Origin of the sequence: Bacillus sp. S10(2024), from assembly GCF_050473865.1 — a bacterium.
Lineage (GTDB): Bacteria > Bacillota > Bacilli > Bacillales > Bacillaceae_G > Bacillus_A.
Genome location: NZ_JBFLUR010000002.1, coordinates 453,578 through 476,580, shown reverse-complemented (window position 1 = coordinate 476,580; position 23,003 = coordinate 453,578). Strand labels below are relative to the sequence as shown.

Annotated in this window: 18 protein-coding genes and 3 other annotated features; of the genes, 4 read left to right on the top strand and 14 right to left on the bottom strand. The window is 37.0% G+C overall.

Features of this window, described 5'->3' with window-relative positions:
• Positions 1-4: 4 nt before the first annotated feature.
• The 11 genes from rlmN to AB1280_RS02520 all read right to left on the bottom strand — a co-directional run bounded on the left by rlmN (position 5) and on the right by AB1280_RS02520 (position 13,021).
• Positions 5-1,093 (bottom strand): 23S rRNA (adenine(2503)-C(2))-methyltransferase RlmN, encoded by a 1,089-nt coding sequence (gene rlmN / locus AB1280_RS02570; RefSeq protein ID WP_272188181.1) that lies wholly within the window; start codon positions 1,091-1,093, stop codon positions 5-7.
• A 4-nt stretch (positions 1,094-1,097) separates the two neighbouring features.
• On the bottom strand, positions 1,098-2,432 hold the full coding sequence (gene rsmB / locus AB1280_RS02565; RefSeq protein WP_272188182.1) for a 16S rRNA (cytosine(967)-C(5))-methyltransferase RsmB: 1,335 nt from the start codon (positions 2,430-2,432) through the stop codon (positions 1,098-1,100).
• Positions 2,429-3,373, bottom strand: a complete 945-nt coding sequence (fmt, locus tag AB1280_RS02560; RefSeq protein WP_272188183.1) for a methionyl-tRNA formyltransferase — start codon at positions 3,371-3,373, stop codon at positions 2,429-2,431. The genes rsmB and fmt overlap by 4 nt, the downstream gene beginning before the upstream one ends.
• 16 nt (positions 3,374-3,389) lie before the next feature.
• The gene (gene def / locus AB1280_RS02555) at positions 3,390-3,866 is read right to left on the bottom strand and encodes a peptide deformylase (protein WP_090912690.1); all 477 of its coding nucleotides are present in this window, start codon (positions 3,864-3,866) and stop codon (positions 3,390-3,392) included.
• A gap of 136 nt (positions 3,867-4,002) precedes the next feature.
• Positions 4,003-6,408, bottom strand: a complete 2,406-nt coding sequence (gene priA, locus AB1280_RS02550; protein ID WP_429754790.1) for a primosomal protein N' — start codon at positions 6,406-6,408, stop codon at positions 4,003-4,005.
• Entirely contained in the window at positions 6,405-7,610 is a 1,206-nt protein-coding gene (coaBC, locus tag AB1280_RS02545; protein WP_429754789.1) for a bifunctional phosphopantothenoylcysteine decarboxylase/phosphopantothenate--cysteine ligase CoaBC, read from the bottom strand. The genes priA and coaBC overlap by 4 nt, the downstream gene beginning before the upstream one ends.
• A gap of 542 nt (positions 7,611-8,152) precedes the next feature.
• The gene (gene rpoZ / locus AB1280_RS02540) at positions 8,153-8,365 is read right to left on the bottom strand and encodes a DNA-directed RNA polymerase subunit omega (RefSeq protein WP_272188186.1); all 213 of its coding nucleotides are present in this window, start codon (positions 8,363-8,365) and stop codon (positions 8,153-8,155) included.
• Between the two features lies 1 nt (position 8,366).
• Positions 8,367-8,984 (bottom strand): guanylate kinase, encoded by a 618-nt coding sequence (gene gmk, locus AB1280_RS02535; RefSeq protein WP_272188188.1) that lies wholly within the window; start codon positions 8,982-8,984, stop codon positions 8,367-8,369.
• Positions 8,985-8,997: 13 nt separating this feature from the next.
• Positions 8,998-9,261 (bottom strand): extracellular matrix/biofilm regulator RemA, encoded by a 264-nt coding sequence (gene remA / locus AB1280_RS02530; protein WP_020059206.1) that lies wholly within the window; start codon positions 9,259-9,261, stop codon positions 8,998-9,000.
• Between the two features lie 66 nt (positions 9,262-9,327).
• On the bottom strand, positions 9,328-10,203 hold the full coding sequence (locus tag AB1280_RS02525; protein WP_272188190.1) for a YicC/YloC family endoribonuclease: 876 nt from the start codon (positions 10,201-10,203) through the stop codon (positions 9,328-9,330).
• 97 nt (positions 10,204-10,300) lie between these two features.
• Entirely contained in the window at positions 10,301-13,021 is a 2,721-nt protein-coding gene (locus tag AB1280_RS02520) for a calcium-translocating P-type ATPase, SERCA-type (protein WP_429754788.1), read from the bottom strand.
• 104 nt (positions 13,022-13,125) lie between these two features.
• Here AB1280_RS02520 and AB1280_RS02515 point away from each other — a divergent pair, with 104 nt between their 5' ends.
• Positions 13,126-14,835 carry an Rqc2 family fibronectin-binding protein gene (locus AB1280_RS02515; RefSeq protein WP_429754787.1) on the top strand — a complete coding sequence of 570 codons (1,710 nt, stop codon included), beginning with the start codon at positions 13,126-13,128 and terminating at the stop codon, positions 14,833-14,835.
• A 242-nt stretch (positions 14,836-15,077) separates the two neighbouring features.
• A complete protein-coding gene (locus tag AB1280_RS02510) occupies positions 15,078-16,145 on the top strand; it encodes a M24 family metallopeptidase (RefSeq protein ID WP_429754786.1) in 1,068 nt (355 codons plus the stop codon).
• Positions 16,146-16,377: 232 nt separating this feature from the next.
• On the opposite strand, the gene AB1280_RS02505 is transcribed toward AB1280_RS02510, so the two are convergent.
• Both AB1280_RS02505 and AB1280_RS02500 read right to left on the bottom strand, forming a co-directional pair.
• On the bottom strand, positions 16,378-16,890 hold the full coding sequence (locus AB1280_RS02505; RefSeq protein WP_429754785.1) for a DinB family protein: 513 nt from the start codon (positions 16,888-16,890) through the stop codon (positions 16,378-16,380).
• Between the two features lie 50 nt (positions 16,891-16,940).
• Complete coding sequence (locus tag AB1280_RS02500; RefSeq protein ID WP_429754784.1) at positions 16,941-17,909, bottom strand: aldo/keto reductase; 969 nt, start codon at positions 17,907-17,909, stop codon at positions 16,941-16,943.
• A 151-nt stretch (positions 17,910-18,060) separates the two neighbouring features.
• On the opposite strand from AB1280_RS02500, the gene AB1280_RS02495 reads away from it, so the two are divergent.
• Complete coding sequence (locus AB1280_RS02495; RefSeq protein WP_429754783.1) at positions 18,061-18,726, top strand: TetR/AcrR family transcriptional regulator; 666 nt, start codon at positions 18,061-18,063, stop codon at positions 18,724-18,726.
• A gap of 1,074 nt (positions 18,727-19,800) precedes the next feature.
• The gene (locus tag AB1280_RS02490; RefSeq protein ID WP_429754782.1) at positions 19,801-20,331 is read left to right on the top strand and encodes a DinB family protein; all 531 of its coding nucleotides are present in this window, start codon (positions 19,801-19,803) and stop codon (positions 20,329-20,331) included.
• 223 nt (positions 20,332-20,554) lie between these two features.
• Here the strand turns inward: AB1280_RS02490 and AB1280_RS02485 are convergent, their stop codons facing one another.
• Positions 20,555-21,919, bottom strand: coding sequence for an amino acid permease (locus AB1280_RS02485; RefSeq protein ID WP_429754781.1), 1,365 nt, complete (start codon positions 21,917-21,919; stop codon positions 20,555-20,557).
• 263 nt (positions 21,920-22,182) lie between these two features.
• Positions 22,183-22,407 (bottom strand) — a binding site (T-box leader).
• A gap of 48 nt (positions 22,408-22,455) precedes the next feature.
• Positions 22,456-22,680 (bottom strand) — a binding site (T-box leader).
• Positions 22,681-22,728: 48 nt separating this feature from the next.
• Positions 22,729-22,953: a binding site (T-box leader), on the bottom strand.
• Positions 22,954-23,003 lie beyond the last annotated feature (50 nt).

Genomic DNA, 23,003 nt, shown 5'->3' with positions numbered 1-23,003 from the left:
CATCTCACCTCGTCTCTTCTTTGCGCTCCTTTGCACGCAATTGACCGCAGGCTGCATCAATATCATGACCTTGTTCGCGACGAATTGTTACGTTAACACCACGATCTTTTAATGTTTTTTCAAACAAGAAAATTTGTTCACGCGGCGTTCTCACATAATCGCGTTCTGGTACATAGTTAACTGGAATTAAGTTAACATGACATTTTACACCTTTTAACAGCTGAGCTAACTCTTCAGCATGTTCGACTTGGTCGTTTTCCCCTCCAAATAAGCCATATTCAAATGTAACGCGGCGTCCTGTTTTTTCAATGTAGTATTTGATAGCTTCCATTAAATCTGGTAACTTGTACGCACGGTTAATTGGCATTAATTTTGAGCGCAGCTCTGTATTTGGGGCATGTAAAGAAACCGCAAAGTTAATTTGTATATTTTCTTCAGCAAACTTATAAATTTTCGGAATAATTCCACTTGTTGATACCGTCATATGACGCGCTCCAATGTGAAGTCCTTTTTCATGATTCACGATGCGTAAAAACGCCATTAAACTATCATAATTATCAAATGGTTCTCCGATTCCCATCACAACAAGAGAGCTGACACGCTCATCTGTAGCATCTAACTCACGTTGTACTTCGACAACTTGTGCAACAATCTCACCAGCTTCTAAATTACGTTTTAGACCCCCAAGTGTTGATGCACAAAACGTACAGCCAATTCGGCAGCCGACTTGTGTTGTCACACAAATTGAATTTCCGTATTCATGGCGCATTAATACTGTTTCAATAGAATAACCATCATGCAGTTGAAATAAAAATTTAATTGTACCATCTGAAGACGTTTGTTTTACTAATGTTTTTAAAGTTGTAATATCAAAGGAATTCGACAATTTTTCACGCAATCCTTTAGAAAGGTTTGACATATCCTCAAAAGTCGTTACTCTTTTTTTGTATAGCCAATCAAAAACTTGACCGGCACGGAATTTAGGTTCCCCTTGTTCTTTTAACCATTGTTCCATATCATGAAGCTGCAAGGAATAAATGGATGGCTTTTTTTCTTTCAATTCTTTTATTTGTTTTTTCACAGTAGTTTCCATGATGCTACACCTTCTTTCTTAAACAAGCAATATAAAATCCATCTGTTGCAAAATAATGCGGCAAAATTTGCACTCCACCTTTTACTACATAAGGATGTACAGCTTTTGGCAATCGGTCTTTCATTGTTACATCCCATTCAAATTCAGAATGTGATTGTAAAAACTGCTCTATTACTTGTTCATTTTCTACTTTCTCAATTGTACACGTACTATAAACAAGACGTCCTCCCTTTTTCAACAAAGGAGCCACCTTTTCTAAAATAGATAGTTGAATATTGGCAAGTCTTTCACTATCTTCTTTTTGTTTCCCCATTTTAATATCTGGTTTACGGCGAATTACTCCAAATCCAGAACACGGTGCATCTACTAATACTTTATCAAAGCTTTCTTGTTCAAAATGCTCTTGCACTTTCCGTGCATCAAGAGCTTTTGCTTCTACATTTTCTAGTTCAAGGCGCTTTGCTTGCTGCTGAATTAAACGCACTTTATGTGGGTGTAGATCAAGAGAAATAACTTTTCCCGTTCCTCCCAAACGTTCTGCGATATGCGTCGTTTTCCCACCAGGGGCAGCGCAGCTATCCAGAACTATATCTCCTGCCTCTGGATCAAGCGCACGAGCTACAAGCATTGAACTTTCATCTTGAATAGATAACATTCCTTCTTGAAATGCTTCTGTATGAGCTACATTCCCTTTTTCAATTTGAATTGCGTCTTCCGATAAATCGCCATGCTTTGCCTGAATTCCTTCTATTTCTAACATTTTGAGTGCAGCTTCTACAGACCCTTTTGCTATGTTAACCCTGGCTGTCGGAACTGGTGGGAGTAAGTTTACTTCACACATTTGCCTTGCCGTTTCAATTCCATATGCTTTTATCCATTCTTTTACAAGCCATTCTGGATGACTTGTTGCAATAGCAAGACGCTTTTCCGGATTTTTAATCTCATCTAGCGATGGAACACCTTCACGCTGAATCGAACGAAGTACTCCATTCACAAGTCCGGCGATTCCTTTATGTCCACGACGCTTCGCAATTTCAACTGCTTCATGAATAGCCGCCCGCTCCGGAACGCGATCTAAGTACAACATTTGATATAAAGAGAGGCGAAGCAATACTTTTACCCACAGTTCAATCTTTTTTCTTAAAAACGGCTGTAAATAATAATCAAGTGTATCACATCGTTGAATTGTTCCGTATACAATTTCAGTTAACAATCCAACATCTTTTTTATCAATACTATTTTTTTCAATAAGGTTGTTTAAAAGCAAATTGCTATATGCGCCGCTTTTTTCTACTTGCATTAAACCGTCAAGAGCTAATTCACGAACGTTTTGTTTCATGCGTCTTCTCCTAACTTCGTACCTATTTCAGGTTTTGTTCCACGTAAAAATTGTGAACAATCCATGCGTTTTTTACCAGATGGTTGCAACTCAGTAATTTTAATTGCTGTTTCATTTCCTGTTGCCACAACGAAACCATTTTCTTCAATTGCAACAACTGTCCCCGCTTCAGCTTTCTCTGTTACAGGAACTTTTTCTCCCCACCATACTTTTACAACTTGTCCTGCTAACGTCGTATAAGCAACTGGCCACGGATTTAAACCACGAATGTGATTGTAAATCTCTTCTCCTGTTTTCGTCCAGTCAATCTTTTCTTGCTCACGTTTAATATTATAAGCAAATGTCGCCTCTTGCTCATTTTGTTTAATTGGTTCTAATTTTCCTTGTATTAACAGCGGAACTGTTTGGGATAATAAATGAGCTCCAGCCACGCTTAATTTATCAAATAACGAGCCGGTTGTTTCACATTCTGTAATTTCTACTTCTACTTGCGTTAAAATATCACCAGCATCTAACTTTTCAACCATATACATAATCGTAATGCCTGTTTTTTCTTTTCCTTGCATAATAGAATAATGAATAGGTGCACCGCCGCGAAGTTCTGGAAGTAATGAAGCATGAACATTAATACATCCATATTTCGGTGCTTCTAAAATTTCATTTGGTACAATTTGTCCAAATGCAGCTGTCACAATCAAATCCGGCTCTAATGCCAACACCTGTTCATATTCCTCTTTTTCACGAATTTTTAACGGTTGTAACACCGGAATACCATGTTTTTCTGCTTCAACTTTAACAGGTGTTGGAGTTAACACCTTTTTTCTACCTACTGGACGATCTGGCTGCGTCACGACACCAATCACATCATATCCATCTTCAATAAGACGACGAAGCACCGGCACTGAAAAGTCCGGTGTTCCCATAAATACAACTTTCACCATTTAAAAAACTCTCCTTTTACATCTCTTCTAATTCATTTTCCTCATAATATCGCGTTACTTTAGATGTAAATAACACACCATGTAAATGATCGATTTCATGTTGGATTGCACGGGCCAAAAAGCCGTCTGCTTCTAATAAAAATACTTTCCCGCGGCGATTTTGGGCACGTACTTTAATATACTCAGCACGTGTTACATCACCAAAAAGCCCCGGAAAACTTAAGCAGCCTTCGGGACCCACTTGTTCACCACGTTGTTCTAAAATAACAGGATTAATTAATTCAATTTTCCCGTTATCATCATCAATGTCCACAACAGCAACTTGCAGACTTACACCAACTTGCGGTGCTGCTAATCCAACACCATCCGCAATTAACATTGTTTCGTGCATATCTTTTAAAAGCTTTACTAACTTTTTATCAAAATTTATTACACGTTCACACGGCGTTTCTAATACTTCATTTGGATGTTTTACTATCTCTAATGTTGCCATACTGCTCTCCTTTTCAACATAAAATCAGATTGAAATAAAGTGAAACTCCCATCAATGAGGCCCCCACTGATGATTAGTCTCCCTACGTGTAAATGTTCCACTTTATTTTATCCATTTGCCTCTAAATTCAGCTCTACTACATCAACATAGTTGGATTAAAATCAATTGAGATTTGCAAGTCTTTTTGCATTTCTGCCTGATAATGTTCATTTACCATTTTAAGCACGTACTTTAAGTTTGGTTCCCGTTTGTATTTTATCATGCATTGGTATCGATATCTATCTTTTATACGAGGAATTGCCGAAGCAACTGGACCTAAGATCATCGTTTGCTGTGAGCAATGTTGTCGTAAAAAATCAACAATTTTTTCTGTTACCTGCACTGCCTTTAATAATTCCGGGTGAGATACTGTAACTAACGTAACATAATAATATGGTGGATATTGCCGCATTTTCCTCATATACATCTCACGCTCAAAAAACAAATCATACTTCTGCTTTTTTGCTAATTCTATACTATAATGTTCAGGTGTATACGTTTGAATGACTACTTCTCCTGGAAGCTCGTGACGTCCAGCTCGGCCACTTACTTGCGTTAAAAGCTGATATGTTTTTTCACTTGCCCGGAAATCCGGCAAATGCAACATTGTATCTGCTGTTAATACACCTACAAGCGTCACATTTGGAAAATCAAGACCTTTCGCAATCATTTGCGTCCCAAGTAAAATATCAGCTTCTCCTGCCCCAAATGACTTCAGGAGCTTTTCATGCATCCCTTTACGACTTGTCGTATCCACATCCATTCGAATAACGCGTGCTTCTGGAAACAATTTTGTAATTTCTTCTTCAACCTTTTGTGTCCCCGTCCCAAAGAAGCGGATATGGGAGCTATTACAAGCAGGACAAGCATTCGGTAAATGTTCCTCATAACTACAGTAATGACATTTCAAACGGTTATTCATTCTGTGATATGTAAGCGAAATATCACAGTGTGGACATTGTACGACATATCCGCAATCACGACACATAACAAATGTCGAATGCCCTCTTCGATTTAAAAAAAGCACCATTTGTTCTTTTTTCTCTAATCGATCCGCTATCTTCTCATGAAGAAGCTGAGAAAACATAGAACGATTACCATCACGAAGCTCTTCTCTCATATCAATAATCTCAACTGCAGGCAAATCCTTTTCATTCATCCGCTTCGCCATTGTAAGCAGTTTATATACACCTTTTTGAGAGCGAGCAAACGATTCTAGTGTAGGCGTAGCACTTCCTAACACAACAGGACAATTGTGATATTCTCCCCGCCGAATCGCAACAGAACGTGCATGGTAGCGTGGATTATCCTCCTGTTTGTAACTCGATTCATGTTCTTCATCAATAATTATAATTCCTAAATTCTCAAATGGTGCAAAAATTGCTGAACGCGCCCCTACAACTACTTTGACTTCTTTCCGTAAAATCTTACGCCATTCATCATATTTTTCACCAACAGACAATGCACTATGAAGAACTGCCACTTGCGAGCCAAAACGCCCTTTAAAACGATCCACCATTTGCGGCGTTAACGAAATTTCAGGCACAAGTACTATGGCTTCTTTTCCTCTGCTAAGTACTTCTTCAATTGACTGTAAATAAACTTCTGTTTTTCCGCTCCCTGTGACACCGTACAGTAAAAACGTCTCATGCTGCTCTTCAGTAATGGTGGTTAAGATTGGTGCAATTACTTGTCGTTGCTCTTCTGTAAGCGGGAATGGCTTTGTGCGTTCGAAAGCATCATCATCATAAGGATTTCGATATACTTCCACATATTTTTCAGCTAACAAACCTTTTTTCACAAGTGATTTAATGGGAGCATCCGTCATTTGCAATTCTTCCATTACTATTTTTAACGGTACAGGCTGATAGTGTTCCATGAAATAATACAATACATCCTGCTGCTTTTTACTCTTTAGATGAAAAGCCGTTTCCTCTAATTCTTCAAAAGGCAAAACAGGTTGAATCATTTTTTGTTTTTTCTTTTGCGCCTTATCTTTTACTTCATAAACAACTTCAACAGTCCCTTTTGCAATTTCTGTTTGCACTGCACGATACAACTGCGGCCATTCATCAAGTACATTCCAATCGATACTTTCTTTTCCTTGAAAGAGCTGCTTCACATTGATCGCTACGTCTTCGGGCCGATGAAGACGTAGCTGTTTTTTATATGTCGCTTTAATTGCTGTTGGCAACATAACTTGGAACGCTGAAATTGTGAAACAAAGTGTTTCTTCTGTAAGCCAATTTCCAAGCTGTAGTAATTCCTCATTTAATACAGGTGTTACATCTAATAATTCATGTAATGTTTTCAACTTATTTACATCTACATCTACTGTATCCTTTATCCCAATGACAAATCCTTGTAATTTTCGCGGTCCAAAAGGAACAACAACTCGCATACCCGTTTGAACAAAACCTTCCCAACGTTTAGGAATAATATAATCGAATGGCCTATCCGTTTGCCTTGCTGGAACATCGACAATTACACTTGCAAATTTCATGCTGGATCCTCTTCCAGCATTTTTTCAACATGTAGTAAAATTTCTCGCGCTACTTCCTGCTTTGTTAGTAGTGGCAAATCAACCACGGAGCCATTTCGTTTATACATTGTCACAATATTTGTGTCCGTACCAAATCCTGCTCCTTCTGCTTTTACATCATTCGCAACAATCATGTCAGCATTTTTTTCGCGTAATTTTTTCATTGCATACTCTTCAACGTTTGTTGTTTCTGCCGCAAAGCCAATGAGTAATTGATGTTCCTTTTTCTCACCTAATGCTTTCAAAATATCTGTCGTTCTTTCTAATTCAATAACTGTATCGCCGCTTTTCTTTTTCATCTTCTCATCGTATACAACCTTTGGACGGTAATCCGCTACTGCCGCTGTTTTGATTACAACATCCATATTGGCATAATGATGTAAAACTGCTTCTAACATATCTTGTGCTGATTCCACTTGTATTGTCGTTACATTTGAAGGCGGTGCTAGCGCCGTCGGACCGGAAATAAGAATGACTTCCGCACCAAGATTTGCCGCAACTTCCGCAAGTGCATATCCCATTTTCCCTGAAGAAAAGTTCGTCATAAAACGAACTGGGTCAATTTTTTCACGTGTCGGTCCCGCCGTCACCAATATTCGTTTGCCTTGCAGCGGCTTCTCTTCTGAAAAATGCTTTTCTAACATTGCTACAATGTTTTCTGGTTCTTCTAACCGGCCTTTGGCAACATATCCACAAGCTAAAAAGCCTTCTCCAGGCTCAATAAATGTATATCCTAACTGTTTTAGCGTTTGCATATTTTTTTGGACAACTGGATTTTCGTACATATGAACATTCATTGCAGGTGCAATCCACACTGGAGCTGTTGCTGCAAGAAGTGTCGTTGAAATCATATCATCTGCAAGACCATTTACAAATTTACCAATGATATTTGCTGTTGCCGGTGCAACAAGTACAATATCAGCCCAGTCTGCTAAATCAATATGAGCAATAACCGCTGAATCTTTTTCATCAAATGTATCTGTGTATACATCATGGCGAGAAAGCGCTTGAAATGTAAGCGGTGTAACAAACTTCATTGCCGACTCGCTCATTATTACTTTTACTAGCGCACCTGCCTGTGTTAATTTACTTGTTAGCGCAGCTGCTTTAAATACAGCAATGCCTCCTGTGACACATAAAAGTATTTTTTTTCCTTTTAGCATACGTCTCGTCCTCTTTCTTTCATGACACTGAGTCTTTTTCGAACTTCAAACCATTCATACTCATTACATACAAATAGAAGCTGTCGCTTCCCTGTATCCTATATAAATCCTTTTTGATCTTTCGACATATCCAATGCTACTTTACAGAAATAAGAAGTCCGCACTTGCTTTCTCCCTCTGTCTGAACTTCGTATGTGGCGAAGTAGGCCCTGACCCGCTTCTATGCATGGTCAGATGCTCTCGTCCACCTAAAAGAAAGCTTTTATGTCGTTTTTTAATTTATCCCGCTATTTGCGGGCAGTAATACTCCCCCTCACATTCTGAACGAGCCACTTCCGCTTTTCTTAAGAAGTTAGGTGGGAGATAAACTGCTGGCATGCGCCCGACTGGTGAGGGCTGATAATCAGTGAGGGATGAAGCCCCCCTGATTAAAGTTTCACTTTATCTACATCGTAAAAAAATAACAACCTACTTGTAAATAGGTTGTTACTGTTACATAGAAAAGTATAGTATCTATGCCTCTATTTGTCGAAAAGAAAGCTTTACTTATGGTTGTTATCTTCACTTGGTTCGTAGTTTAATAATTGTGCATTAATTTCTTCTAATGCTTTCCCTACAAATTTATGAGATACCGGTTGCTCAACACCACAATCGTCATGCTCTTGCATTTCACGAGCGCGCTTTGCCGCTACTGTTACTAGCGTATATTTAGAATCGATTTTTTGTAACAATGAATCAATAGATGGGTTTAACATATTATATTTCCTCCGTCATCTCTTTATAATATTTTGCTACTCGCTCACGGCGACAATGTTCACCTATCACAATTGCATTAATACGTTCGCAAGCAAGTTCTACTTCATCGTTTTCTACTACGTAGTCATAAGCATCCATCATTTCGATTTCTTCTTTTGCTACTGTTAAACGATTTTGAATTACCTCTTCTGTTTCGGTACCACGGCCCACAATTCGATTTTTTAGTTCCGATAAACTTGGAGGAGCTAAAAAGACAAATACTCCTTCTGGAAAAGCTTTCTTTACTTGAATTGCACCTTGCACTTCGATTTCTAAGAAAACATCTTTCCCTTGTTGTAATGTTTGCTCAACATAATCAATTGGTGTTCCGTAATAGTTTCCAACAAACTCCGCCCATTCAAGCAGTTTATTATTTTGAATCATCTCTTCAAACTCTTCTCTCGTTTTAAAGAAATAATCAACACCGTCTACTTCTCCTTCACGCGGTTTACGCGTTGTTACAGAAATAGAATATTGTAAATTTGTATCTTCTTGACCGAACAATTCCTTTCGAACTGTTCCTTTTCCAACACCAGAAGGCCCTGAAAGAACAATGAGCAACCCTCTTCTACTTCTCATATATATATTAAACCTACCCTTCGTCACTTAAATCTTCTTTATTGTTTAACCGATGTGCAATTGTTTCCGGTTGTATCGGGCTTAATACAATATGTCCATCATCCATAACAATTACAGCTCGTGTTTTTCGACCATAGGTAGCATCAAGTAGCACATTTTGTTCGCGAGCTTCCTGGACTAACCTTTTAATCGGTGCTGATTCCGGACTTACAATGGAAATAATTCGATGTGCAGATACGATATTTCCATATCCAATATTTAAAAACCGCATGGCCATAATTTGCGCCTCCTAGTAAGTCTATCCGATTTCTCTCTCTCGTATAACTTTGTATACATTTGACAGCTACTCAATATTTTGTACTTGTTCACGAATTTTTTCAAGGTTATTTTTCATTTCAACAACATATTTTGAAATTGTTAAGTCATTTGCTTTTGAACCAATTGTATTAATTTCACGATGCATTTCTTGCACGATAAAATCCAATTTCCTTCCAACTGGTTCTTTACTTTGCAGCGCCTCTTGAAATTGTTCTAAATGACTTTGCAAACGAACTAATTCTTCATGAATATCACAGCGGTCTGCAAACACCGCTATCTCTGTAAGTAATCGTTGTTCTTCTAATTCTTGATTATGTAATTCTTTCAATCGGTTTTCTAAGCGCTCACGATATTTTTGAATAACTGACGGTGCATACGGAACAATGGAACGCACACACGTGTAAATCCCTTGTAAACGATGCTCCAAATCCTTATGCAGTCGTTCTCCTTCACCATCACGCATCGTTTTCAACATACTAGCAGCGCGGTGAACTGCTTCATACAAATTATGTTCAAACGCTTCATTTACATTTTCAACTTCTTCAATTGCTGTCACTTCCGGCATAGCAATAAGCTGCTGTAATGTAATCGAATCCTGTAATTGAAATTTCCCCTTCGCTTCTTCCATAATGAGCTTATATTGCTCTAAAAGGGACCAATCCACGCGTAATTTCCGTTCAACGAGTCCTTCCCCTTCAACAATAATCGATACTTCAATACGTCCGCGGCCCACTTGTTCTGCAATTAATTTGCGGATTTTATCCTCGAACACCATCATTTGCTTTGGAAGACGAATATTCATCTCTAAAAAACGATGGTTGACCGACTTCATTTCTACTGTAATTTGAAACGCATCACTTTCTACTTTTGCGCGTCCAAAACCTGTCATACTCGAAATCATTTTATCACATCCAAGCCATGATCTTACTCAATGAAAAAGGTAATAGAGACTCTACTCTACTACCTTTTCAGATTATAGCATACTTTTATGTCATTTACTATTTCAAGTTTATCCCTCTTTTATATACAATTGTTTTCTTCTTTTCGGACTTCCCAGTTAGTAAAGACCCTACTAATAAAAATGTTGGAATAGAAGAAAGCCCAACAATTAAGAGCCAATCTCTCGCTTGAATTGGCATCGTACTAAAAATCGGTTGCAACGGCGGATAATATATCACTACTAGCATGAGTAAAATCGAGATAATAACTGCTCCTACTAAGTATATATTTCCAAATGGATTACGGTGAAAGACAGAATGCTCACTACGGCAATCAAACACATGAATAAGCTGAGCTAACACAAGTGTTGCAAAGGCAACTGTTTGCGCATACTTTAATTCATTTGGATGTTGATTGTATGCAATGATAAATGCTAAGAGTGTCATCGCACCGATTAAAAAGCCTCGGCTTACAATTTTCCATGCAAGCCCTCTCGCAAATACCCCTTCTTTTGGATGACGTGGTTTTCTTCGCATCACATCACCCTCTGCCGCATCAAGTCCGAGCGCCATCGCTGGCAAACCATCTGTTACTAAATTCACCCATAAGATTTGAATGGGTACGAGCGGCAATGGCAATGCTAATATCATTGCAAATAGCATAACTAAAATTTCGCCAACATTAGACGCTAATAAATAACGAATAAACTTACGAATGTTTTCGTAAATATTTCTTCCTTCTTTAATTGCCGCTTTTATGGTAGCAAAATTGTCATCTAATAACACAAGAGATGATGCTTCTTTTGCAACATCCGTCCCTGTAACTCCCATCGCCACACCAATATCAGCTGCTTTTATAGCAGGCGCATCATTCACGCCGTCGCCGGTCATTGCCACAATATGATCTTTATTTTGCAGCGCCTTCACAATTTTTAATTTATGTTCCGGAGAAACACGTGCAAAAACATAAGTTTCATCCACAATACCTTCTAACTCTTCAACCGACATGTTTGCAAGTTCGATTCCTTCCACAACGCGGCCACCAGATGGTAAAATCCCAAGTTGCTCTGCAATTGCCATCGCTGTTACTTTATGGTCTCCTGTAATCATAATTGTTTTAATTCCCGCCTCTTTACACTCTTGCACTGCTTGTTTTACTTCCGGTCTTGGCGGATCAATCATTCCTTGTAATCCAATAAACATTAAATCTTGTTCTGCTTCTCTTTCACTTTGCAATTGCTCTGTTGTTTTTAATGGCTTAAAAGCAATTGCAATTGTACGAAGTGCTTGACTTCCTAAATGATGAATTGCTGTTTGCACTTCATTTCGATACAATTCTGTTAATGGCTGCTGTTTATTTCCCCATAAAATGGTTTGGCTCATTTGTAATAAAACGTCAGGCGCTCCCTTTGTTACTACAAATCTTTTTCCTGCCTTATCACGAACAATGACACTCATCATTTTCCGCGTTGAATCAAACGGAAACTCGTGAATAACCTCAAATTGATCCTTTATCCCTTCTCTTGAAATACCAGCCTTCATCGCTGCTACAACGAGTGCACCTTCTGTCGGATCACCATCTAATACATATGATTTTTTCTTTTTCACAATATTTGCGTTGTTACATAGGCACCCAAATGTAAGTAGCTGATATAAAGAGCGAGCTGCTGTCGGATTTATTTTCTTATCACTTTTCATAAATTCGCCTTTTGGTTCATAGCCTTGCCCCGTTACATTCCACGTTTCGCCACTCGACCATACATGTGTGACCATCATTTTATTTTGCGTCATTGTCCCTGTTTTGTCTGAACAAATAACGGATGCGCACCCTAATGTTTCAACTGCAGGCAGCTTTCTTACAATTGCTTTTTTCTTAATCATCCGTTGAACACCAAGTGAGAGTGCTACTGTCACAATGGCTGGCAATCCTTCAGGAATCGCAGCAACAGCAAGTGAAACACCTGCTAAAAACATATGATATGTTTCATTCCCTTGATAAACACCAACCAATACAACGAGCGCCGTTAAAATTAATGCAACAATAATTAAAATTTTTCCAAGCTGCTCAAGTCTTCTCTGCAGCGGTGTTTCATTTTGCTGTGCATTTTGCAGCATATTTGCAATTTGTCCCATTGCTGTATTCATTCCTGTTCCAATAACAACTCCAATACCGGATCCTCTCGTAATCATCGTTCCCATGAATGCCATATTTGTTTGGTCACCAATTGAAACATCAACACCATGCAGAACATCAATTTTCTTTTGGACCGGCACTGATTCTCCTGTTAACGCTGATTCTTCAATATATAGACTTGAAGCTTCAACGAGCCGTATATCTGCACCGATACGATCCCCGCTTGAAAATTTAATAACATCTCCAAGTACAAGGCCTTTCGAAGGAATTTTCATCCATTTCCCATTCCGAAGTACAGTTACTTGTGGGGCGGCCAGCTCTTTTAATGCTTCCAGTGATTTTTCTGCTTTTCTCTCTTGAAAAAAACCGAGAATACCATTGATAATAACAATTGCCACAATCGCAATTGCGTCCACATATTCCCCTAAAAAAGCAGAAATAATCGTTGCACCAAATAAAACAAGTACCATAAAATCTTTAAATTGCGCCAAGAACACAACAAGTGCAGAAGGCCGTTTTGCTTCTTGTAACTCGTTTGGGCCAAGTTTTTTCAGCCGAATGTCCACCTCTTGCTCAGTTAATCCTGTTTTTACATTTGTATTCGTTCGCTCTTCTACTTCATGTGCACGCAGTTCATACCAATTCATCTCGCCACCTACCTCCTGATTGCAGACATGCTCTAATGAAAGCTTATTCAGCCTCGTCCGAAAAAATGCTATAATTAACTTTTAGTGAGAAAGGAGTGTTCAACGTGGCATTCGATGGATTATTTACAAGAGCAATCACACATGAAATTGCAAACTCTCTTCAAACAGGAAGAATTTCAAAAATATATCAACCGTCAAAATATGAAATTTTATTACATATTCGGGCAAACGGAAAAAATCAAAAATTACTTCTTTCCGCTCACCCAACATATGCACGGATGCATCTAACGGCACAAAATTATGACTCCCCGGCATTACCGCCAATGTTTTGTATGCTTCTTCGCAAACATTTAGAAGGTGGATTCATTGAAAAGATTGAACAAATTGATTTAGAACGAATGGTTCAAATTAAAATTCGTAGCCGCAATGAAATTGGTGATGAATCATTCAAAACATTAATCATTGAAATCATGGGGCGTCATAGCAATATCATTTTAGTAGACTCCAAAACAAATATAATTTTGGACAGCTTAAAACACGTTTCTTTAGCGGTAAACCGTCATCGCACTGTATATGCCGGGTCTGAATATATTGCACCGCCAACACAACAGAAAATCAATCCCTTGCAAATTGAAACGCAAGAAGAATTTATCAGGCCGCTCGACTTTTTATCAGGAAATATGGATAAACAACTCGTAGGAGCTTTTACAGGAATCTCTCCATTATTTGCAAAAGAAGTAGTTGCAAAGGCTGGCATGGTGAATGAGCATGCATTATCTGAAGCATTTTTCACAGTGCAAAAACCGCTCTTACAACATCAGTATACGCCTTCGATGATTGTAGCAAATGGGAAAGAATTCTTTTATTTATTCCCACTTTCACACTTAAAAGGTGAAGAAAAGACATTCTCATCTGTCAGTGAATTACTAGATCGCTTCTTCTTTGGGAAAGCAGAGCGTGACCGCGTAAAGCAACAGGCCCATGATTTAGAGCGGTTTATGCAAAATGAAAAAGCGAAAAATGTAAAGAAAGTAATTAAATTACAAAAAACGTTAGAAGACGCGGGCAAAGCAGATAAATATCAACTATTTGGTGAATTGCTTACAGCTAATATGTACGCCATGAAAAAAGGCGACAAAGAAATTGAAGTTATCAATTACTATGATGAATATAGCGGCACTGTAAAAATTACTTTAGATCCGCTACGCACACCATCAGAAAATGCACAGCGTTATTTCCAAAAATATCAAAAAGCGAAAAATTCTATCGCAATCGTTGAAGAACAAATCGAAAAAACAAACGAAGAAATCTTTTACTTTGACAGCTTACTCCAACAAATGGAAGCTGCTTCTTCTAAAGATATTGAAGAAATTCGCGAAGAACTAGCTGAAGAAGGATATATGCGGAATCGCAAGGCAAAAAATGTAAAGAAGAAACCTACGAAACCTATATTAGACAAATATATCGCAAGTGACGGAACAGAGATTTTAGTCGGGAAAAATAACAAACAAAATGATTATTTAACAAATAAACTTGCACGCCGGGATGAAATTTGGCTTCATACGAAAGACATTCCAGGATCACACGTAGTCATTCGTTCATTAGAGCCAAGCGAAGAGACATTAATTGAAGCAGCAAAGCTCGCTGCCTACTTTAGTAAAGCAAAAGAATCGAGTTCAGTTCCAGTCGATTATACAAAAATTCGTCATGTGAAAAAGCCGAGCGGAGCAAAGCTTGGATTTGTGACATACGATAATCAGCAAACAATATATGTAACACCGGATACAGACACAGTGATGAAATTAAAAGCTTAAAGGAAAGAGATGATTACAATCGGGTAATCATCTCTTTCCTTTTTTACACAATCATTTTTCTGTCAAATAATATAGACACAAATTCATCTCGTGTGTCTATATTATTTGACAGGGATATAACGAAACTCTTTTCACAGCAGATCTTTACTCCCAATCCATGCTGAATAAACAATTTTTCTTCTTATGCAAAATGTTGGCATTATTCTTGCTTTAGAATAAGGAGATGAAAGGGAGGAATTAAAATGAATTCAAGAATAAAAAAAATTCAAGAACAGCTACATCAATTTGGAATAGACGGATTACTTATTACAAAAAAAGAAAACCGTAGGTACGCTACTGGATTTACAGGTACTGCTGGAGTTGTCTTAATCTCTCCTACAAATGCCGTATTTATTACAGATTTCCGTTATACAGATCAAGCGAAAGCACAAATACACGAAGCAGAAATTATGATGCATAAAGGAAACATCGAACAAGAAATTGCAGCCCAAGTAGACAGATTACAAATAAAAAAACTAGGCATAGAAGAAAATAATATGACGCTGAAACAATACACAGCGTTAAAAAAATATACAAATATCGAATTGGTTCATGTAAATGAAATAATTGAGACAATTCGTACTGTAAAAGAAGACTTCGAAATCGAAATGATTAGGATTGCCGCTCGCATCGCAGATGATGCTTTTGAGCATATTACAACTTTCCTAAAACCTGGCGTATCCGAACGCGATGTAAGAGATGAATTAGAATTTTTTATGCGAAAACAAGGTGCTTCCTCTTCATCATTTGACATTATCATAGCGTCCGGTACTCGCTCTTCTCTTCCACACGGAGTAGCCACAAGTAAAATCATTGAAGACGGGGACATTGTTACATTAGATTTTGGTGCACTTTATAACGGGTATTGCTCTGATTTAACACGTACTGTTGCAATCGGTAGCTGTTCCGAAGAATTCGTAAAAATATACAACATAATACTTGAAGCTTTAAAACGAGGCACCGAAGCAATTCGTCCAGGTGAATCAGCAAAAACAATCGATGACATTACAAGAAATTACATTACTGAGCATGGATACGGTGAATATTTCGGTCATTCGACAGGCCATGGACTAGGGTTAGAACTGCATGAACCTCTTCGATTATCAAAAGACAGTACAGACACACTGAAAGAAGGAATGGTTGTCACTGTAGAGCCAGGTATTTATATCCCAAATTGGGGCGGCTGCAGAATTGAAGATGATATTGTCGTGACAAAAACTGGGCATGAAGTAATTACACATGCGAATAGAGAACTTATTGTTTTAGGATAGAATAGAACATTGAACAATATTACCGCTCTATCCCACTGTCTATTGGATGTGCTCTTATAAACCTTTTTTCATGACTTTGAGATGATGGAGTTTTGCATATAATAAACACTAGAGGAAATAGTTGAAAAAACAAGAGACTTCTTTCAACATGAAGAAGCCTCTTGTTTTCATTCTACGCTAACAATCATAATCCATTTCCTTTAACTATAACTTAATATGAGAAGTTATTTTATTAAACTGGATAACCTCCACCAAGTGGAGGCCATGCCTCAAATAAACGACGAAGCAATACAATCTCTCCTAAATGATAACTATTATGTGAAGCAATATTACGTAACGTATCAGCTCGCGTTACATCTGGATACTGTGCTAAAGGCTCATCAAGATTTGTAGTTTGAGCAATTGTACAAGCAATATCAATTCCCGCTAGAAATCCTTTTATAATCTCCGCCCATTCTTCTTGATTTTCCGCCATATTTTCAACTGGCCAACTCTCTTTTATGTCCGCTGGCAGTTGTGATTTTTCTCCATGTAAACCACGTAAAAGGAAATCTTGCCAATATTTCATATGCATTACAAGTTGGTAGATGGAATACGGAATGTTTTCTACTTGTTTTCCTGATAGTTCCCAATCTATATCTGTAATTGCATTTTTAATTGGAATATGTCCGCGTTCTCCTAGTAATGATTTCACTAACGTTCTAGCAAATGATTCATTTATCAAATGATTGCTTTCTGTATGCACATAATCCCATCCTTTACCTTTTCAATTGATTTTTCATATGATTATTAATCTTAATATCGATTACCAAACGTATCTCCAATAGGTGCAATCATATTTAAATACGCTAACTCTTTCTTTGTTAAAGTTATTTCAAGAGCTGCTACGTTTTGCTCCAAATACTTCACTCGCTTTGTACCTGGAATTGGTATGATTCCTTCACCTTGTGCAACGACCCAAGCAAGCGCTAATTGTGCAGCTGTACATTCTTTCTCTATCGCAAGCTGTTTAATCCCTTCAACAATTTTCATATTCGAAGTAAATGCTTCTTCTGAAAAACGCGGATTATAGTATCTCCAATCATTAGGTGTTAATTGATCACGACTTGTTAAATTTCCCGTTAAAAATCCGCGGCCAAGTGGACTATATGGAACAAATCCAACGCCTAATTCACGACAAATTTGTAAAATATCTTTCTCTGGATCGCGTGACCAAAGAGAATATTCTATTTGAACAGCTGAAATTGGATGAATTGCATGAGCTCTTTTTAATTGCTCACCTGTTACTTCAGACAGCCCGATATAACGTACTTTTCCTTCTTGCACTAACTCTGCCATTGCACCTACAGTTTCTTCAATTGGTGTATTCGGATCAACGCGATGTAAATAATATAAGTCGATGTAGTCTGTTCCTAATCTTCTTAAACTTGCTTCGCATGCTTCCTTCACATATTGAGGTGATCCGTTATACCCTAATGCTTTTGTGGCATTTCGCAGCGCTCCGAACTTCGTTGCAATTTTCACATCATGCCGAAATCCCTGTAACGCTTTCCCTACTAGCTTTTCATTTGTTCCCATTCCATCTTCATCATATCCATAAATATCCGCTGTATCGAACATTGTTATTCCAAGTTCAAAAGCGCGATGAATTGTTTTTATCGCCTCTATCTCATCTGTTTGACCATAAAATTCAGACATTCCCATACAACCTAATCCCATTTCCGCCACTTCTAAACCTTGTAAACCTAGTTTCCTCATTTTCATAAGTACGCCTTCTTTCGAAAAGATAATGTAACAAGAGAATAACATACACCTAAGAACAAGTAAACTATTTTAACGTTTTTAGTTCAATTAGTTCAATTTGTATAAATTCATAAATTTATTTATAATAAAGTGAATTGCAAGGAGGGTTGTTATGTTAAATAACAATGTTGATAATCAAGTAGAAATGAAAAAGAAGCTCATTTTCAAATTATTACCAGTCGTAAAAAAACATGGAATAAGCTCATTACGAACAGATGATATTGCCCGTTATATGGATATTAGCAAAGCAACTATGTACAAATATTTCTCATCAAAAGAAGAAATTATCCAATACATCGTCAAAATTTATGCCGAATATATTACAAGCATTGACCAAATAATTTTTGAAGTGACAGTTCCATTTGGAGAGCGATTTCAAAAAACATTTGAACAGTCATTACTCATAGCTTTCTACATATCTGATACCTTTCTATCAGACTTAAAACATAATGCTCCTGTACTATATGAACAAATCATACAAGCTCAAAACGAACGAAATACTAAATTAAAAAAATTCTATGAGGAACATATAGACACAGAAGTGTTCAACGATATCAATCCAGCACTTATACTGCTCCAAGACGATATACTACTGCGAAAGCTTTTTGAACCTACAATCTTAATCCAAAACAATATGACTTTATATCAAGCACTCTTTGATTATTACGTTCTTAAAAAGCAACAAATCATTCATCATAAATATAAAGACGAAGTAGACGACTCAAAAATGGAATCTACAATACAATATATCGTTCAAAAGGTCTCTAATTATATATAAATAGAACACCGACTAACACTTGTTCCACCGGGCATCTTACAAAATCTTATTATTTTTTCACATCCATTTTGTAAGGTGTCCTTTTTTTATTTCTTTCAACTCTAAAAGGCTTTATGTATATCATTTGTTATTTTGTCTATACCGTTCAACTGATTGTTCCTTTAATTCAAATAAATGTGTGACTCTCCAAACTTTTATTACATAAAAGTTATCTCCAGATTATTTTTGACACAGAATTGTACTCTAATAGAGATTCATACCTTTCAGTTACCCCTGTAAAATTCTGAACAAACGGAATTTTTTGTATTTATAACCAAAATAGTATGCCATCTCACAAATTTAAAATAAAATGCAACAGGAGGTTATAAATGAACAATCAACATATCGAAGTAGTTCCCCTTTTCCTGCAACATTATATTCTCAAATTAACCATTTCTATTTTCCTTTTATTTTTCTTTGTATTCCAAAATAATACGATTATATATTTTTTTCTTTTCTATTACTTATTAGCAATTTCTCTACACTTTTATGTCTCGTATATAGAAAAAAATATAAAAGTTACAGACTAAAAAAAAACTGTCCGTCTCTTCCCTAAAGAAACAGGAACACTAAGCATCATTATGCAAAACAATGCTAAACTAGATTCTCATCTACTGACCTCTCTAGAAAAGGAAATTGAACATATTATTTATCAACAAAAAACGTGAAGGAATAATTTAAATCCCAAAATCATAGCAGTTAAAGATCAATCACTACATTTTTATTCCCCTACAAAAAAAGGAATCTCTTCCTATTTGAAGAAATGAAATAAAGTGAAACTTTAATCAGTTCTCACCAATCGGGCTTTTACGGGCAGTTTATCTCCCGCCTAGCTTCTTAAGAAAAGCGGAAGTGGCTCGTTCAGAATCGTAGGACGTCGAAGCCCCCGACAAAGAGGCGCTTTTTGCCTCGTCCGAGGTGGGCAAGATTCTAGCCACTGGAACTGGACAATGCTACCGCTGAATTTTGAGGCGGGAGTATTACTGCCCGCGAATAGCGGGATAAAGGTCTACATTCCATAATAGGGGGATTACAATGGAGAATTTATTTTTAATTGATAAAATCGACGGATTAAGCGACGATTTTTCTAAACTTGTTTCGATGATGAATTATGCACGCTTCTCAACACTACGTGCCATTCAAGATTTAACAACTGAAGAATTAGATTACTTATATGATGAAAATGCAAATTCAATCGGTATGCTTCTGTATCATATGGCGGCTATCGAGTTTTATTATCAAATTCATACCTTTGAAGAAAGAGAGCCAACGGAGGAAGAACTAGAACGCTGGCTACCAGGCGTTGAATTAGGTAATCTTGGACGCCAAAAAATAAAAAACCAACCGTTAGACTTCTACATCAACACATTACAAGAAGTGCGTGATAAAACAATCGCTACATTTCAATCACTTCCAAACGAATGGTTATTTAAAACAATTCCATTTTGGGAGGATAAGCCAGCAAACAATTATTTCAAATGGTTTCATGTGTTTGAAGACGAACTAAATCATCGTGGACAAATTCGCATGATTAAAAAAATGCAACAGGCTCAATCCGTAAAATAATATGTAAAAAAGCTGTATTACTTTATAGGTGAAGTAATACAGCTTTTTGTTATGACTTTGATTAATTTTATTAAACTCTTATTTCAGTAAATGAAATTATTTTTTTGCCCCAGACTACACTTTTTATCTTCAAACATGACAGAGCACACTTATTCAATAGAAGTGTACCCTGATCATTACTCTATTAAGTTTTAAAATATACTATATTATTCCGCTCATAAATTTAGCTTATATGCTTTAATTGTGTTTCTTCTTTCTTTCTATTCCGCCCTTTAAATAAAGCAAAACCAATTAAAATTGCTAAAGTTGTAAAACAAACCACTGTTCCGACTGAAATTCCATTACTAAACGTTGAGCCTATGAAAATAATACATAATCCCACGATTCCAATAATAGTTGTAGTTGGAAATAACTTCATTTTAAAATTAGGCATCGTTGCATAGTTAGGACGTAATTTAAGTTGCGCAAAGCAAATACTTAACCAAAGCAATAACATTGTAAACCCTGGAATTGTCATCATTGTTCCGATAATACTATTTGGAGCAAAGAATGCTAGTCCTGCCCCTATCAATAATAATAAGCCATTTAAAGCAATTGCAATGATTGGCGCACCTGATTTCGCAGTCTGTTTCAATATTTTTGGCGCTTCTCCTTTTTCAGCTAACGCAACCATTGTTCTGGAAGTAGCAAAAACTCCTGAATTCGCAGCTGAAAGAACTGCAGTTAATAAAACAAAATTCATAATGTGCGCAACACCTGGGATACCAATGGCATTCATTACTTGTATAAATGGACTTTCATTTCCTGCAACTTCATTCCAAGGTATTAATCCCGCAATAATTGTAATGGGCAAGATATAAAATATGATTACGCGCCAAACAACACCCTTTATAACTTTAGGTAACACCTTTTCAACGTCTTTTGTCTCAGAAATTGCTACCCCTATTAATTCAGATCCTCCGAACGAAAACATTACAATAAAACAAGCACTAAATACCCCTTTAATACCATTTGGAAAGAATCCACCATGCCCAAGTAAATGTTCCGTTGGTGTTGACGGAGCAAAACTCGTTAGTCCAAATAAGACTGCTCCTCCTAAAAGGATGAATAATACAAGTGCCAAAATTTTTATACTAGCAAACCAAAATTCCATTTCGCCATAAAATTTCACTTGAAAACTGTTAATTCCCACAACTAAAAGCGCACAAATAGCACTTAGTAACCAAAGAGGTACATTTGGAAACCAAAATTGTAAAAAAGATCCTGCAGCTAATATTTCTACAATTGTAACAAGCGTCCAGTTAATCCAGTATAGCCATCCAACTACAAATGATACGTGAAACCCAAAAGCCTTATGAACTAAATGTTGAACATTTTGATTTGGATAAACAACAGCCATTTCAGCTAAAGCCACCATAACAATCATCATTAATAATCCACCAAGTAAGTAAGAAATAATTACGCCAGGCCCAGCAATCCCTAAAGTATCTCCACTACCTTTAAAAATACCCGTACCAATCATTCCCGCTAACGCTAAAAATTGCACATGTCTAGGTAATAACTCTTTCTTTAAACCATCTTTCTTCATTCTGTTCTCCTCTTTCTGTTCCTAGTTTTTCAAATTGTTTTGCAAGTGATTTTACATAGTAATAGCCATCTTCCATAGCTATTCACCTCCTTTACATTTCTATTTGTACTTGGTGAATGAATTGATTTATATTAGCTAAATTCATTTTTTAAATAACGGCCTGTCAATCTTATCCACAATTAAGCCTTTTAAAAACATCATCATTCATACATTTAGGTACTTCTATTTAAAAAGCGAATAAAAAGCCCCTACTGAAATTAATCAGTAGGGACGATTTTATTCGCGGTACCACCCTAGTTATTGACAAACTTTATATGCCAATCTCTTCATTCTCTATAACGGCTCTTCACCGTCTTCCCCTTACTATTCGCTCGAAGAAGATGCTCCTGGACTGTAATTCATGTTGTTCTATGTACTGACTTACACCAACCGCCAGCTCTCTTTAACAGGGAGAACATACACTACTCTATTCCATTCATCGCTTATCTATTATTTTGTTATTATGAAAATACAAAAAATCCCTACTGAAATTAATCAGTAGGGACGATTTTATTCGCGGTACCACCCTAATTATTGGCAAACTTTATATGCCAATCTCTTCATTCTCTATAACGGCTCTTCACCGTCTTCCCCTTACTATTCGCTCGAAGAAGATGCTCCTGGATCGTAATTCATGTTGTTCTATGTACTGACTTACACCAACCGCCAGCTCTCTTTAACAGGGAGAACATACACTACTCTATTCCATTCATCGCTTATCTATTATTTTGTTGTTATGAAAATACAAAAAATCCCTACTGAAATTAATCAGTAGGGACGATTTTATTCGCGGTACCACCCTAATTATTGGCAAACTTTATATGCCAATCTCTTCATTCTCTATAACGGCTCTTCACCGTCTTCCCCTTACTATTCGCTCGAAGAAGATGCTCCTGGATCGTAATTCATGTTGTTCTATGTACTGACTTACACCAACCGCCAGCTCTCTTTAACAGGGAGAACATACACTACTTTATTCCATTCATCGCTTATCTTATTTACTTAATGATTATCCTATAATAAATAAGGTGAAAAAGCAATATTT